Here is a 15476-nt window from a genome sequence, read left to right on the forward strand (position 1 = left end):
CTCCTGTAACTACACTTTGGTGAGAAAATATATCTTGGTGAGAAAATGGTAATGTTTGATACATCAGGGCGCTTTTGTCATCTTGCGTTATCCCAATGCCCATGCCATGCTTGAGGATACCATTTTATTATTTGCAATGCGCAGTCAGAATGAGGCCTTACCTTGTTTTTACTGGTTTTTGTCTGTTCAAATCACTATAATCCCGCGCAACCTTTTTTCCGCAAAAAACGCTTTTCTGAAATATTCTTTAGTTTCCAGGATCAAATTTTATGAGTAAAAAATATGTTGTAACGTGGGATATGTTGCAAATACATGCCCGTCAATTGGCACAACGTTTACTTCCCGTCGAACAGTGGAAAGGTATTATTGCTGTCAGCCGCGGTGGTCTTGTACCGGGAGCATTATTGGCACGTGAATTGGGAATCCGCCATGTCGATACTGTCTGTATTTCCAGCTATGATCACGATAATCAGCGCGAGTTGCATGTATTGAAAAAAGCGGAAGGAGACGGTGAAGGTTTTATCATTGTTGATGATTTGGTTGATAGCGGAAGCACTGCAAAGGCCATTCGTGCGATGTATCCGAAAGCCCATTTTGTAACGATTTTCGCAAAACCTGCTGGTCGTCCTCTTGTGGATGATTATGTTGTTGATATTCCCCAAAACACATGGATTGAGCAGCCATGGGATATGGGAGTCATGTTCGTTCCACCTATTTGTGATAAGCGGTAAGATTTTTCTTTTGTCATGACTAAACAAAACCTTTCAGAGTCGCTGTTTAAGCCCCGGCTTAAGCATCCAGAAACCTCTACACTGGTAAAATACACTTGCCCACAGTCTATAAATGCCAGTGATAGCACGCTTGGCGAAGAGCGTTGGTATCGAATGATTAATTGGCTTGCCTGGATCTGGAGGGGAATCAGTCCGCTTGAAATTCAAGATGTTCTAAGCCGGATTGCCGTAACAGATGCCGAGCGCAGTACTGACCATTTATTGGATACTGTGATCGGCTATCGTAAAGGAAATTGGGCATTTGAGTGGTCGCAGCAGGCGATGCACTGGCAACAGGAAGCATTGCATGCTGAAGAGGCCGAGAAAGCAGGGACATGTTGGTTAAAGGCTGCAACGCTCTACAGTATTGCTGCTTATCCGCATTTGCGTGGTGATGAATTGGCCGACCAAGCCAGTGTGTTGGCTAATAAAGCCTATGAAAATGCTGCGCGCTTTTCTGATTATGAGTTGAGAAAACTGGAATTTCATTTGGAGGAAGGCAAAAATGTCACTGGACTGTTGCATCTTCCTTCCCATGTTCAGGGGCCTTGCCCAACGATCTTAGTCTGTACCAGCCTTGATAATGTACAGAGCGATTGTTGGCGGTTATTCCGCGAGCATTTTGCGCCTCTCGGTTTTGCCATGTTGACGGTGGATATGCCTTCTGTTGGTTATTCAGCCAAATTTACATTGACACAGGATACCTGCACGCTTCATCAACAAATCCTGCAACAACTGAATACCATACCGTGGATTGATCATACCTGTATTGGTGTATTTGGTTTTCGTTTTGGTGCAAATATTGCTGTTCGCCTTGCTTATCTGGAACCAAAACTTATTAAAGGGGTTGCGGTGGTAGGCCCGATTGTTCATGAATTACTGCAAGATAAGAAATTGCAGCAGAAAATTCCGTCAATGTATCTTGATGTGCTGGCTAGCCGATTGGGTATTTACCACGTTGATGAAGAGAGACTACGTTCAGAGCTGCGTTGTTATTCCTTGAAAAATCAAGGATTGTTGGGAAGGCGCTGCACTGTTCCAATGTTTTCAGTATATTGGGAAGACGATATTTTCAGCCCAAGAAAAGACTCAAAATTGATTGCCATGTCATCAATGGATGGCTCATTACGGGCTATTCCTGCTACATCAGTTTATAGTGGTTTCAATAAGGCGTTACACGAAATAAGTGTATGGTTGAAAGATAAAGTTGTATAAAACAAAATTTATCACTTGATATTTTTTAATCATTTGATACAAAGGTGTCCTGTATATAAGGAGACCTTTGTATGACTTTGCCCGCAAGTTATTCTAAAAATAAGTTGTTAAAGAGTTTTTCTGCATTAGGGCCGTATGTACGTGAATTAAAATGCCAAAACGGTTATTTTTTCTTTGACTGTCTGGCAGTTTGTGTCAGTGCAAAAGCGGCGCCAGAAATACGCGAATTCTGGGGATGGTGGTTGGAATTAGAGGCACAGGAGCAAGGTTTTATTTATAACTATCAGATAGGCTTATTTGATAAAAATGGTGAATGGCGTGCCATGAGTATCAAGAAAAAAGCTGATTTGGAGCATCTTGAGGCGACCTTGCAGACGTTTCATAAACGTCTGGCTGATTCTTTTGAAACGCTCAATCTTACGTTAACCCCATCCGATAATACGATCATTCTTCAGACGCAAGTGATAGCATGACTCTGTTTTAAGCCTGCTTTTTTTAAATTTTGCGTTATGCCAGTTGGCATAACGCTTCTCTCCTGTTAAAACTAAATATTGTTTTCTTAAGCGGACTGTTTTCTTGAACCGACAGGTTTTTTAAACATATCGATTTTTTAAACAGATTGGCTTTTTAAGCGCGTGCTTTTCTTAAGCATATTGCTTTTTCAAATTATTTTTTCAAATAACTGTAATGGCAGAAATATGATGAATGGCAGCCAAACATTGGTTGTGAAACTGGGGACGAGTGTATTGACTGGTGGCTCTCGTCGTTTGAATCGTGCTCACATTGTGGAACTGGTTCGCCAATGTGCTCAACAACATGAAAAAGGCCACCGTATTATTATTGTGACTTCTGGTGCGATTGCCGCCGGACGTGAGCATTTAGGATATCCTGACCTGCCCGCTACAATCGCGTCAAAACAGTTGCTGGCAGCAGTCGGGCAAAGTCGCTTGATTCAATTATGGGAACAGCTTTTCTCGATTTATGGTATCCATGTCGGGCAAATGTTGTTAACCCGTGCGGACTTGGAAGATCGTGAACGCTTCTTGAATGCAAGAGATACACTTCAGGCATTGCTTGATAACCACATTGTTCCCATTATTAATGAAAATGATGCCGTTGCGACAGCGGAGATTAAAGTGGGTGACAATGATAACCTTTCTGCGTTGGCGGCTATTTTGGGCAGTGCGGATAAATTATTGCTCCTGACAGATATCGAAGGACTTTATACTGCTGATCCTCGTAACAATCCTGATGCAGAATTGATCTCTGAAGTACATGACATCAGCGATGAATTGAAAATGATGGCCGGAGACAGTGTTTCAGGTTTGGGCACAGGGGGAATGGCGACAAAACTTCAGGCTGCTGGTGTTGCCGGGCGTGCAGGAATCGATGTCATTATCGCGGCCGGCAATAAACCAGATGTTATTGCCGATGTCATTCAAGGAAAACCAGTGGGTACACGTTTTCATGGTCAAGCCAGTCCGCTGGAAAATCGTAAACGCTGGATCTTTGGCGCACCTCCTGCCGGAGAAATCATTGTCGATCATGGCGCAGAAGCCGCCATCCTTGAAAAAGGCAGCTCATTGTTACCAAAAGGGATCAAAAACGTTAAAGGTGATTTTTCCCGTGGTGAAGTCATTCGCATTCTTAGCTTATCCGGCAAGGATTTGGCTCATGGTGTTTGCCGCTACAACAGTGACGCCTTACGTTTGATTGCAGGTCATCATTCACAGCAAATCAGCCAGATACTGGGATATGAATATGGCGCTGTTGCGGTTCACCGTGACGATTTGATCGTAAGTTAATTGATCATAATTGATAGATCTTAATTGATCGTGAGTAAAGGATTCCACCATGCTAGAGCAGATGGGAAAAGCAGCCAAAGCAGCATCATGGCAATTGGCTCAGTTAAGTACCAGCCAGAAAAATCAGGCATTGAATCACATTGCTGATTTATTGGAGACTGAAAGTGAGGTTATTCTTGCTGCCAACCAGCAAGACATGAACCAAGCCCGTGAACAGGGTATGAATGACGCATTGCTCGATAGGTTATTGCTGACGTCTGAGCGCTTAAATGCTATAGCTAATGATGTGCGTCAGGTCTGTCGTTTGGCCGATCCTGTCGGGCAAGTGATGGATGGGCAATTATTGGATAATGGATTGCAATTGAGCCGTCGTCGTGTTCCTTTGGGAGTTATTGGCGTAATTTATGAAGCCCGTCCGAATGTCACTATTGATGTCGCATCATTGTGTCTGAAAACCGGCAATGCGGTAATATTGCGCGGCGGTAAAGAAACTCACCATACCAATCAGGCTATGGTTAAAGTTATTCAGCAGGCACTGGAACAAAGCGGGTTACCTGCGGCTGCGGTTCAGGCTATCAGTAAAACGGATCGTGAGTTGGTGGCTGAATTGCTGAAAATGGATCGTTACGTTGATATGTTGATCCCTCGCGGTGGCGCTGGATTGCATAAACTGTGTCGTGAACAATCGACCATTCCGGTGATTACCGGGGGAATTGGTGTTTGTCACACGTTTGTAGATGAAAACATCAATATCGAAAAAGCATTGGAAGTTATCACTAATGCAAAAGTGCAACGTCCAAGCGCCTGTAATTCATTGGAAACCTTGTTGGTGCATGAGAAAATTGCGGCTGATTTCCTGCCAATCTTAAGTGCAAAAATGGAAGAGCAGGGAGTGACATTACACGCCAGTGAGTCCGCAATGATATTGCTGAAAAACGGCCCTGCAACAGTTGTCGAAGTGGTAGAGGAAGATTATTGTGATGAATGGCTGTCACTGGATATGAATGTGGAGATTGTCAGCAATATTGATCAAGCGATTGACCATATCCGCACTTATGGTACGGCTCATTCTGATGCGATCCTAACTGAATCTTTGCAACAGGCTGACTATTTTGTACATCGGGTAGATTCAGCCGCTGTATATGTAAATGCAAGTACCCGTTTTACTGATGGTGGTCAATTTGGTTTAGGAGCTGAAGTGGCTGTCAGTACGCAAAAATTACACTCCAGAGGCCCAATGGGGCTTGATGCACTGACAACATATAAATGGATTGGTTATGGTGATTACTTGCCTCGCCGCTAATAGCGTTCTGTTTTAGTTAAAACTCATTGGATTATGTAGTCACACTTAGGATTAAGTGTGACTTTTTGTTCAATAAAAAATACTTTTTACACTAGTGTAAATATTTAGTTACTATACTCCATGTTTAGACTTAATTTCACATATCCTTCAGGAAAACAGCAAAATGAAACAAACTCTATTCATCGTAGGTGCACGAGGTGCAGGGAAGACGACAATAGGTAAGTTGCTAGCTGAAGCATTGTCGTATAAATTTGTTGACACTGATGAAAGTGTCCAGAGCTCCATTCAAATGAGTATTGCTGATCTTGTTGAACAAAATGGTTGGGAATATTTCAGAAAACTGGAAGGCCAGATACTGCAAACGGTGAGTCAACGTGAACATGTCATTTCCACGGGTGGGGGAATGGTTCTGGCACTAGAAAATCGCCTTTATATGCAGCAGAATGGCACTGTGATTTATTTGCAGACGTCCGCAGACGTGTTAGCAGGACGGTTATCCCTCAATCCAGAAAACTCACAGCGTCCCAGCCTGACAGGAAAATCCATCACAGAAGAAATAGAAGCGGTATTGGTTGAAAGGGAGCCACTATATCATGAGTGTGCAGACTTCATTGTTGATGCGAACCTTACAACAGAAGATATCGTCTTTAGTATTAAATCTTACATTTTGAACCGGGAAAAATAAAATTATCTGATATATCGAGGTCTTTTAGGTTTATTTCTCATATGGCAGGTAAATTCTATATATCAGATTGCTTATACAAATTATAGTATCATTCTACTTGCTCACTTTAATTTTATTTAATTATATTGAGATATGGATATGCTCTTAAATTTTATACGGTTACTTATTCGTGTGTTTTTTCGTGTCACAGTAGAAGGCGATGATAAGCAGTTTAAACATCCAAAATGTATTATTACACCCAATCACGTTTCATTTCTGGATGGTCTTTTAATTGGGTTGTTCTTGCCAGTAAAACCAGTATTCGCTATCTATTCTAATATTGCGACCCGTGGTTTTCTCAAATTCATCAAATCTTATGCGGATGTTGTACCTCTGGATCCAACCAACCCGATGGCTGTCAGGACATTGGTTAAAGAGGTGGAGAAAGGGCGTCCAATTGTGATTTTTCCGGAAGGAAGGATCACCGTGACCGGCTCCCTTATGAAAATCTATGATGGAGCCGCGTTTATTGCAGCTAAATCAGGTGCAAAGGTAGTTCCTATTCGTATTGATGGCGCGGAACAAACCATTTTTGGGCGATTGAAAGGAATAATGAAATTGCACTGGTTCCCGAAAATCACCATTAAAATTTTACCTGCCGTTGATCTGCCGATGCCGGATGCGCCTGACTCTACAGCACGCCGCCGTTTAGCTGGAGAACATCTTCATGCCATCATGATGGATGTGAGAATGCAGACACGTCCAAAAGAAACGTTGTTTAGTGCTTACCTGGCTGCACAAAAACGCTTTGGTCGTTTTAAACCTTGTATTGAGGATGTGAATCTCAGGGAAGACAGCTATCACTCATTATTGAAAAAAATATTAGGTGTCAGCCGGATTTTAGAACGTTTTACAAAAGAAGGTGAACGGGTTGGTTTGCTGCTGCCGAATGCAACTGTGATGGCGGCTGCCGTTTATGGTGCTTCGTTGAAAGGGCGGATACCTGCTCTGTTGAACTATACGGCAGGAAGTAGCAGCATTAAAAATGCCATGCAGGCAGCAACGATCAAAACCATCGTAACCTCTCGTCAATTTCTGGAAAAAGGGCAATTGACCCACTTGCCAGAACAGGTGACAGCAGCGAATTGGGTATATCTTGAGGATTTAAAAGACAGCATCACTCGGGATGATAAACTATGGATACTGTGGCATCTGATTTTCCCTTCCAAAGCCATCATGACTTCGCAAAAGCCGGAAGATGATGCTTTGATCCTGTTTACGTCAGGTTCAGAAGGGGCGCCAAAAGGGGTTGTTCATAGCCACACCAGCTTGCTGGCTAACGTTGAGCAGATAAAAACAATTGCTGATTTTACCCCACAAGACCGTTTTATGTCCTGCTTACCACTGTTCCATGCTTTTGGCCTGACAGTTGGTTTACTTACTCCGTTAATGACAGGCAGCCGGGTATTCCTTTATCCGAGTCCACTGCATTACCGTGTTGTGCCTGAGTTGATTTATGATCGCAACTGCACCGTATTGTTCGGAACTTCGACTTTTTTGGGTAATTACGCCCGCTTCGCACATACTTATGATTTTGTCCGGTTGCGCTATGTGGTAGCTGGCGCAGAAAAACTGTCAGAAAATACTAAACGTGTTTGGCAGGATAAATTCGGTATTCGTATTTTGGAAGGTTATGGTGTGACAGAGTGTGCACCTGTTGTTGCAATCAACGTCCCAATGGCAGCAAAAATGGGAAGCGTCGGTCGGATTTTACCGGGAATGGAGTCGCGTTTACTGCCCGTACAGGGCATCGAAGACGGAGGACGCTTACAGTTACGTGGGCCGAATATCATGAAAGGTTATTTGCGTGTCGAAGCACCTGAGCGTTTGGAGCCACCATCCGCAGAAGATGCCGTAGGGAATAACCAAATCGGTTGGTATGACACTGGAGATATCGTTTCGATTGACGAAGAAGGTTTCTGTACGATTAAAGGGCGTGTGAAGCGCTTTGCTAAATTGGCAGGAGAAATGGTTTCTCTTGAGGCGGTAGAGCAAATCGCATCAAGAGTTTCTATTGATGCACTACATGCAGCAACAGCCAAGAGCGATCAAAATAAAGGTGAAGCACTGGTCCTGTTCACAACAGATACTAATTTGAATAGAAATGCAATGCTGGGAATAGCCCGTGAAATGGGAATGCCTGAGTTGGCGGTTCCACGAGACATTCGTTATATCAAGCAACTCCCTTTGCTTGGTAGCGGCAAGCCAGATTTTGTCACATTAAGAGAAATGGCCGAACAGGAGTAAGGAAACATGGGAGTAAGGAAATGAATGGGACTGTGGAAACACAACCACTGTTGAATCGGGGTATGAAAGCAGTATTGTTATCGCAATTTCTCTCTGCTTTTGCTGACAACGCGCTATTCTTTGCCATTCTGGCTCAATTAAAGGCTGAGGCTTACCCAGAATGGAGCCTGCCTGCCCTGCAAATTGTCTTCGTACTGACCTATATTGTACTAGCCCCTTTTGTGGGGCAAATTGCTGATCGGTTTTCAAAAGGGCGCGTCATGCTCTTTTCCAATAGCATTAAATTGCTTGGAGCCATCAGTATTTGCATCGATATGAATCCGTTTCTGGGATATACCTTAGTGGGAATTGGTGCCGCTGCTTATTCTCCTGCTAAGTATGGGATCTTGGGAGAATTGACGAATGGCGGGCGTTTGGTAAAAGCCAATGGGATGATGGAAGCATCGACCATTGCTGCTATTTTGATTGGCTCAGTTGCCGGCGGATTCCTTTCTGACGTTGGCCTGATATGGGCGTTAGGGCTTTGTGCATCGTTGTATGCTGCCGCAGTTGTGGCGAATTTCTATATTCCCCGTTTGGATGCCGCCCGACAAGGAAAAGGCTGGAATCCCAAAAAAATGCTGGTGGATTTTATCTCGGTTTGTGCTTCACTTTGGCGTAATCAGGACACGAGGTTTTCATTGGTTGGCACCAGTTTATTTTGGGGGGCGGGTGTCACACTGCGATTCCTGTTGGTTGCCTGGGTTCCCGTTGTTCTGGGAATAGAGGGAAATACCACACCCACATTGATGAATGCTGTAGTCGCTGTTGGTATCATTGTTGGTGCTGGTCTGGCGGCACGGTTTATTACATTGAAAACTGTGCGCCGTTGTATGCCAGCAGGCATCCTGATTGGCATTATGGTTATTCTTTTTGTCACTCAGCAATCAATAGGGTTTTCCTACCTGATTTTGATAGCCCTTGGCATATTTGGTGGATTATTTGTTGTTCCATTAAATGCATTGTTGCAAGAACATGGAAAAAATTCGATGGGAGCAGGTAAAGCCGTTGCTGTACAAAACCTTGGTGAAAACAGTGCCATGTTGGTTATGCTGGGGTTATATTTGATTTCCGTTAGCTTTGGTGCTTCGGCCGTTGCGGTTGGCATTGGTTTTGGGATCTTACTCTCCCTGGCAATAGGGGGATTATGGATTTGGGATCTGTTTCGGAAAAATTAATTTCTTATAGCATTGAAGGCCTGTTATGGATGAAAAAATCCTGTATCAGCTTAGTATTGAACTGGGAAAGAGATTAACACAGAAAAAATTATCCGTGACCTGTGCAGAATCCTGCACAGGAGGCTGGATTGCGAAAGTGATCACAGATATTGCAGGAAGTTCAGCCTATTTTAATCGCGGTTTCGTGACATACGGTAATAATGCTAAACATGAAATGCTGGGTGTTTCACTGGCATCGCTGGAACAGTTTGGTGCAGTCAGCGGACAGGTCGTAAAAGAAATGGCCGAAGGGGCACTAAAAGCCGCTAAAGCGGATTTTGCTGTTTCTGTCAGTGGTATTGCCGGACCAGATGGTGGCAGTGAAGAAAAACCGACCGGCACAGTTTGGTTCGGCTTTGCTTTTCATGTAAATGGAAGCATACAGACTGTAGTACATCACCAACATTTTGTGGGTGATCGCAATGCAGTGCGTCTACAGGCTGTTATTTTTTCTTTAACAACATTGTTGGAAGAAATCATAAAAAATTAGCTTGATGCTGTATGATTATACAGTATAATCATATGGCACTTTGTTATCAGAAACAGTTTATCAGCAGTGGGGCAGCCCCTTCATTGCTTGCGAAGGAGTAAACATGGCTAACGATGAAAACAAACAAAAAGCACTAGCAGCAGCGCTGGGTCAAATTGAGAAACAATTTGGTAAAGGTTCCATCATGCGTTTGGGTGAAAACCGCTCAATGGATGTTGAAACCATTTCTACAGGCTCTTTGTCACTGGATATTGCATTGGGTGCGGGTGGTTTACCAATGGGCCGTATCGTTGAAATATACGGGCCTGAATCTTCCGGTAAAACAACGCTGACATTGCAAGTGATTGCTGCAGCCCAACGCGAAGGCAGAACTTGTGCTTTTATTGATGCCGAACATGCCCTTGATCCAGTTTATGCTAAAAAACTGGGTGTAGATATTGATAACCTGTTGTGCTCTCAGCCTGATACAGGTGAACAAGCACTGGAAATTTGTGATGCTTTATCACGTTCTGGCGCTGTTGATGTCATTATCGTTGACTCCGTGGCTGCATTGACACCAAAAGCAGAAATTGAAGGTGAAATTGGTGACTCCCATATGGGGCTGGCAGCACGTATGATGAGTCAGGCCATGCGTAAGCTGGCGGGTAATCTGAAAAACTCAAATACCCTTCTGATCTTCATCAACCAGATCCGTATGAAAATTGGTGTGATGTTTGGCAACCCTGAAACCACGACTGGCGGTAATGCGCTGAAATTCTACGCATCCGTTCGCTTGGATATCCGTCGTACTGGTTCTGTGAAAAATGGTGATGAGGTTGTTGGCAGCGAAACGCGTGTGAAAGTAGTTAAGAACAAAGTTGCAGCGCCATTTAAGCAAGCTGAATTCCAAATTCTTTATGGTGAAGGTATTAACACGCTCGGTGAATTGATCGACTTGGGTGTTAAACACAAAATGGTGGAAAAAGCAGGTGCGTGGTATAGCTATAATGGCGACAAAATTGGGCAAGGTAAAGCCAATGCCACTATTTACCTGAAAGAGCATCCAGAAACTGCGGCTGAATTAGATAAGAAACTGCGCGAACTGTTGCTGAATAAAACTGGAGACTTCAGTAGCGCGGCTTCCGATTATGTAACAGATTATGAAGATAACGGTGCGGAAGTAAATAACGAAGAGTTCTAATTACTCTTTATTCTGCCGTAATACACAGAAATAATCTGGCTTTTTCAAAACCACATCCATCTAGGGTGTGGTTTTTTTATAGGAAATGAACATCTTTGAAACAGGTGTATCGAAACTGGCCTAACGAACGGACTTTCAGAAAATGCCCAGACGAATTACAATGCTGAAAAGCGAATGGATTTATATGGGATTTTACTTCTAATGGAAGACATTCTATCTTAACCCCACTTTAATTTATTCGTGAGTGGAAATGGTAATGTGATATACCATCTCATCCATTCATAAATCTGTTTTTTCAGCTTGATTTCGGGACAATTATGAGCAAAAGCACCGCTGAGATCCGTCAAGCGTTTCTTGACTTTTTTCATACTAAAGGGCACCAGATAGTATCAAGTAGTTCGTTGGTGCCAAACAATGATCCAACATTGTTGTTCACCAACGCAGGGATGAACCAGTTCAAAGATGTTTTTCTTGGATTGGATAAAAGGCCTTATTCCAGAGCAACAACGGCTCAGCGCTGCGTTCGTGCTGGTGGTAAACATAACGATTTAGAAAATGTGGGATATACAGCCCGTCATCATACTTTCTTCGAAATGTTGGGTAACTTCAGTTTTGGTGATTATTTTAAACAAGATGCCATCAAATACGCATGGGAGCTATTAACCGGCGAAGAATGGTTTAATCTGCCAAAAGAAAAACTGTGGGTTACTGTCTATGAGACAGACGATGAAGCTTATGATATTTGGCATAAAGAAGTCGGTGTTCCAACAGAAAGAATTATTCGCATTGGCGATAACAAAGGTGCCCCTTATGCGTCAGATAACTTCTGGCAAATGGGTGATACCGGCCCTTGTGGCCCTTGTACAGAAATTTTCTATGACCATGGAGACCACATTTGGGGAGGCCCTCCAGGCAGCCCAGAAGAAGACGGTGACAGATATATTGAAATCTGGAACATTGTTTTCATGCAATTTAACCGCCATGCCGATGGTACAATGGAACCACTGCCAAAACCTTCAGTTGATACCGGTATGGGGCTGGAGCGTATTGCCGCAGTATTGCAGCACGTCAACTCTAACTATGAAATTGACTTATTCCAGAATCTGATTGCTTCAGTTGCAGAAGTGACGGGAGCGACAGATCTCACCAATAAATCTCTGCGCGTTGTTGCAGATCATATCCGGGCATGTGCGTTCTTGATTTGTGATGGTGTTATTCCATCTAATGAGAATCGTGGATACGTACTTCGCCGTATTATTCGTCGTGCTGTTCGTCATGGTAACATGCTCGGTGCAAAAGATACTTTCTTCTATAAATTAGTTGCTCCATTGATTAAGGTGATGGGCGCTGCTGGTGAAGAGCTGGAAAAACAGCAGTCTTTGGTTGAGCAGGTATTGAAAACTGAAGAAGAACAATTCGCCCGTACCTTGGATCGTGGTTTACAGTTACTGGATGAAGAATTGGCGAAATTGTCCGGCGATACCCTGGACGGTGCAACTGCTTTCCGTTTGTATGATACCTATGGTTTTCCGGTTGATCTGACTGCAGACGTTTGCCGTGAAAGAAATATCAAAGTTGATGAAGCTGGTTTTGATGTAGCGATGGAAAACCAACGTCGTCGTGCTCGCGAATCCAGTGGCTTTGGTACAGATTACAATGAATTGATCAAGGTCGATGGTCGAAGTGATTTTTGTGGTTATGAACATAATTCACAGCAAGCTGCTATTAGCGCTATCTTCCGTAATGGCGAAGCTGTTGAACAAATTCATGCGGGCGAAGAGGCGATCATTATACTTGATAAAACGGCTTTCTATGCTGAATCAGGCGGGCAGGTTGGAGATACAGGGCAGTTGTCGAATGGTAATGGTATCTTCGAAGTTACTGATACTCAAAAATATGCTCAGGCAATCGGCCACATTGGTAAATTGACAAGTGGTAGTTTGAGCGTTAAACATACAGTCAATGCTGAAATTGATGTAGTACGCAGAGATGCAATCCGTTTGAACCATTCTGCAACCCATTTGCTGCATGCTGCATTGCGTAAAATTCTGGGAGAGCACGTTTCTCAGAAAGGTTCTTTAGTCAATGATAAATACCTGCGCTTTGACTTCTCTCACTTTGAAGCAATGAAGCCAGAGCAAATTCGTCAGGTAGAAAATTTGGTGAACGAAGAAATTCGCAAAAATTCACCCGTTGTTACAGAATTAATGGAGCTGGAAGAAGCAAAAGCTAAAGGTGCCATGGCACTGTTTGGCGAGAAGTATGATGAAAAAGTTCGTGTACTTAGCATGGGCGGCTTTTCCACCGAATTATGTGGTGGTACTCATGCAAATCGCACCGGTGATATTGGGTTGTTCCGTATATCCAGTGAATCAGGTACAGCAGCAGGAATTCGCCGTATTGAAGCCATTACGGGGCAAACTGCGCTGAACTCAATTTATCAGCAAACTGATTTACTGCAAGACATTGCTCATCTGGTGAAAGGTGATATTAGTAGTCTGAATGAGAAAGTGAAAACGACACTGGACAGAACGAAACAGTTGGAAAAAGAGTTGCAACAGCTGAAATCTCAGCAAGCAGCTCAGGAAAGCTCTTCTTTAGCTAATCAGGCTAAAGAGATCCAAGGTGTTCGTTTACTGGTGACACAATTAGGTGATGTTGAACCTAAAATGCTCAGAACAATGGTTGATGATCTGAAAAATCAGTTGGGATCGGCAATTATTGTGCTTTCTACAGTGACTGGTGATAAAGTCAGCCTAATTGTTGGTATAACAAAGGATTTGGCTGCTAGAATAAAAGCAGGCGATTTAATCTCTTTCGTTGCCCAACAAGTTGGCGGTAAAGGAGGAGGGCGTCCTGATCTGGCTCAGGCTGGCGGGACAGATGTAACAGCTCTTCCTTCGGCATTGGCTAGTGTAGAAGAGTGGGTAACATTGCGGTTATAGTTGGTATCGCCGTGACAGTAACGGCATCATGAAAGCGTTTTTTTTATGATGCCGATGTTTTTTGTTGTGAAATTGTTGAAATGTTGGGCACATGCTTATATTTTAGCTATCCTATAGATATAGGAAATGTGTTCAAAACTGCTTATACTTTAAGTAGATATCATTGCTTTACGTTTTCACGGTGTTTGATGGATAATAGCGGGGAAACCTAGAGACCCGACTCTTTTAAATTTTCAAGGAGCAAAGAATGCTTATTCTGACTCGTCGAGTTGGTGAAACACTCATGATAGGCGATGAGGTAACAGTCACAGTACTGGGAGTTAAAGGCAACCAAGTTCGCATTGGTGTAAACGCACCCAAGGAAGTTTCTGTTCACCGTGAAGAAATTTATCAACGGATTCAGGCAGAGAAATCTCAGCCTACAACTTTTTAATTCAAGAATGGCGTCCACGCTTTTTAAGACTTGGGCGCTACTCTACTTCCCTGTTTTGTGAACCTAATAAGGTTACCTTTTCTTGTTACTATTCCAGTTACTACCTTAATTCTATTCTCTCACGTCTTTTTATTTTCTATCTGTTGAAAAAGCCTCGTTCATGAGGCCATAGCGATGAATAATCATTTTTATAAATTTTAATAGTGCTTAGAGGATTTTGCTGTTGATAAAATAGCTCTTTAGATGCTAAACCAAGCGTTTTGCGTGCTAAGTGTTCAAACGGAAAAAAGTTGCGAAAAATTGTTTGACTTATCAGGCAGGGAAAGTAATATGTGCGCCATCGCAGCGACGAAGAACTTAGAAAGAAGCTTCTGAGCAGTAAGCAGAAGAAGAGATTCTAAGAACTATGAAGTGAAAACTTCAAGCCGCAAGTTTTAAAGCGTTTTAGTTTTAAAAAATGGTGAGGTGGCCGAGAGGCTGAAGGCGCTCCCCTGCTAAGGGAGTATGTGGTTAAGAGCTGCATCGAGGGTTCGAATCCCTCCCTCACCGCCATTTAAGAGACGCATCCATAGCTCAGCTGGATAGAGTACTCGGCTACGAACCGAGCGGTCGGAGGTTCGAATCCTCCTGGATGCACCATTTTAAACACCATGATTTTTAGGTGTATCAATTCTGAAAAGTTAGGCAATCAGCAGCGCCTGGCCAGAAATAGAAAACTGACAACGCATCCATAGCTCAGCTGGATAGAGTACTCGGCTACGAACCGAGCGGTCGGAGGTTCGAATCCTCCTGGATGCACCATATTCAACATTGTGATTCCATCATGGTGTTAATGTTCTGAGAATAAGACAGTCTATAATGTCTGATCAGAAATAGAAAATCTGATAACGCATCCGTAGCTCAGCTGGATAGAGTACTCGGCTACGAACCGAGCGGTCGGAGGTTCGAATCCTCCCGGATGCACCATTTTAAACCCCTGCTTTATCAAGGCAGGGGTTTTTATTGTATATAGAAAACCCCCAGCTTGGCTGGGGGTTCCGTAGAGCTTACAGCTATAAGTCTGCTATAAAAACCCCTTTTGATTTGTTAAAACACCTTGCGGTCTGGC

At 43.3% G+C, this 15476-nt stretch carries 12 protein-coding genes and 4 tRNA genes; all 16 read left to right on the top strand.

Going from position 1 to position 15476, the window contains the following annotated elements; translation table 11 throughout:
* Positions 1-269 precede the first annotated feature (269 nt).
* The gene (gene gpt / locus AAC854_RS12795) at positions 270-731 is read left to right on the top strand and encodes a xanthine phosphoribosyltransferase (RefSeq protein WP_340617432.1); all 462 of its coding nucleotides are present in this window, start codon (positions 270-272) and stop codon (positions 729-731) included.
* 15 nt (positions 732-746) lie between these two features.
* Positions 747-1985, top strand: coding sequence for an esterase FrsA (gene frsA, locus AAC854_RS12800; protein WP_340617433.1), 1239 nt, complete (start codon positions 747-749; stop codon positions 1983-1985).
* Positions 1986-2056: 71 nt separating this feature from the next.
* Positions 2057-2458, top strand: coding sequence for a sigma factor-binding protein Crl (gene crl / locus AAC854_RS12805; protein WP_340617434.1), 402 nt, complete (start codon positions 2057-2059; stop codon positions 2456-2458).
* A 228-nt stretch (positions 2459-2686) separates the two neighbouring features.
* Positions 2687-3790, top strand: coding sequence for a glutamate 5-kinase (gene proB / locus AAC854_RS12810; protein ID WP_340617443.1), 1104 nt, complete (start codon positions 2687-2689; stop codon positions 3788-3790).
* A gap of 49 nt (positions 3791-3839) precedes the next feature.
* Positions 3840-5093: a glutamate-5-semialdehyde dehydrogenase gene (proA, locus tag AAC854_RS12815; RefSeq protein WP_340617435.1), complete on the top strand. Its 1254-nt coding sequence runs from the start codon at positions 3840-3842 to the stop codon at positions 5091-5093.
* 163 nt (positions 5094-5256) lie between these two features.
* Positions 5257-5778, top strand: a complete 522-nt coding sequence (gene aroL, locus AAC854_RS12820; protein ID WP_340617436.1) for a shikimate kinase AroL — start codon at positions 5257-5259, stop codon at positions 5776-5778.
* 138 nt (positions 5779-5916) lie between these two features.
* Complete coding sequence (aas, locus tag AAC854_RS12825; RefSeq protein WP_340617437.1) at positions 5917-8064, top strand: bifunctional acyl-ACP--phospholipid O-acyltransferase/long-chain-fatty-acid--ACP ligase; 2148 nt, start codon at positions 5917-5919, stop codon at positions 8062-8064.
* Positions 8065-8084: 20 nt separating this feature from the next.
* Positions 8085-9281 carry a lysophospholipid transporter LplT gene (lplT, locus tag AAC854_RS12830; protein WP_340617438.1) on the top strand — a complete coding sequence of 399 codons (1197 nt, stop codon included), beginning with the start codon at positions 8085-8087 and terminating at the stop codon, positions 9279-9281.
* 25 nt (positions 9282-9306) lie between these two features.
* A complete protein-coding gene (pncC, locus tag AAC854_RS12835) occupies positions 9307-9810 on the top strand; it encodes a nicotinamide-nucleotide amidase (protein WP_340617439.1) in 504 nt (167 codons plus the stop codon).
* A 103-nt stretch (positions 9811-9913) separates the two neighbouring features.
* Complete coding sequence (recA, locus tag AAC854_RS12840) at positions 9914-10990, top strand: recombinase RecA (RefSeq protein WP_340617440.1); 1077 nt, start codon at positions 9914-9916, stop codon at positions 10988-10990.
* Between the two features lie 317 nt (positions 10991-11307).
* On the top strand, positions 11308-13935 hold the full coding sequence (gene alaS, locus AAC854_RS12845; protein ID WP_340617441.1) for an alanine--tRNA ligase: 2628 nt from the start codon (positions 11308-11310) through the stop codon (positions 13933-13935).
* A 247-nt stretch (positions 13936-14182) separates the two neighbouring features.
* A complete protein-coding gene (gene csrA, locus AAC854_RS12850) occupies positions 14183-14368 on the top strand; it encodes a carbon storage regulator CsrA (protein WP_010845367.1) in 186 nt (61 codons plus the stop codon).
* Positions 14369-14827: 459 nt separating this feature from the next.
* Positions 14828-14920: transfer RNA gene (locus AAC854_RS12855), tRNA-Ser, on the top strand.
* A gap of 10 nt (positions 14921-14930) precedes the next feature.
* Positions 14931-15007: transfer RNA gene (locus AAC854_RS12860), tRNA-Arg, on the top strand.
* Positions 15008-15092: 85 nt separating this feature from the next.
* Positions 15093-15169: transfer RNA gene (locus AAC854_RS12865), tRNA-Arg, on the top strand.
* A gap of 88 nt (positions 15170-15257) precedes the next feature.
* A tRNA-Arg gene (locus AAC854_RS12870) sits at positions 15258-15334 on the top strand.
* Positions 15335-15476 lie beyond the last annotated feature (142 nt).

Source organism: Xenorhabdus entomophaga (assembly GCF_037996725.1).
GTDB classification, from domain to species: domain Bacteria; phylum Pseudomonadota; class Gammaproteobacteria; order Enterobacterales; family Enterobacteriaceae; genus Xenorhabdus; species Xenorhabdus khoisanae.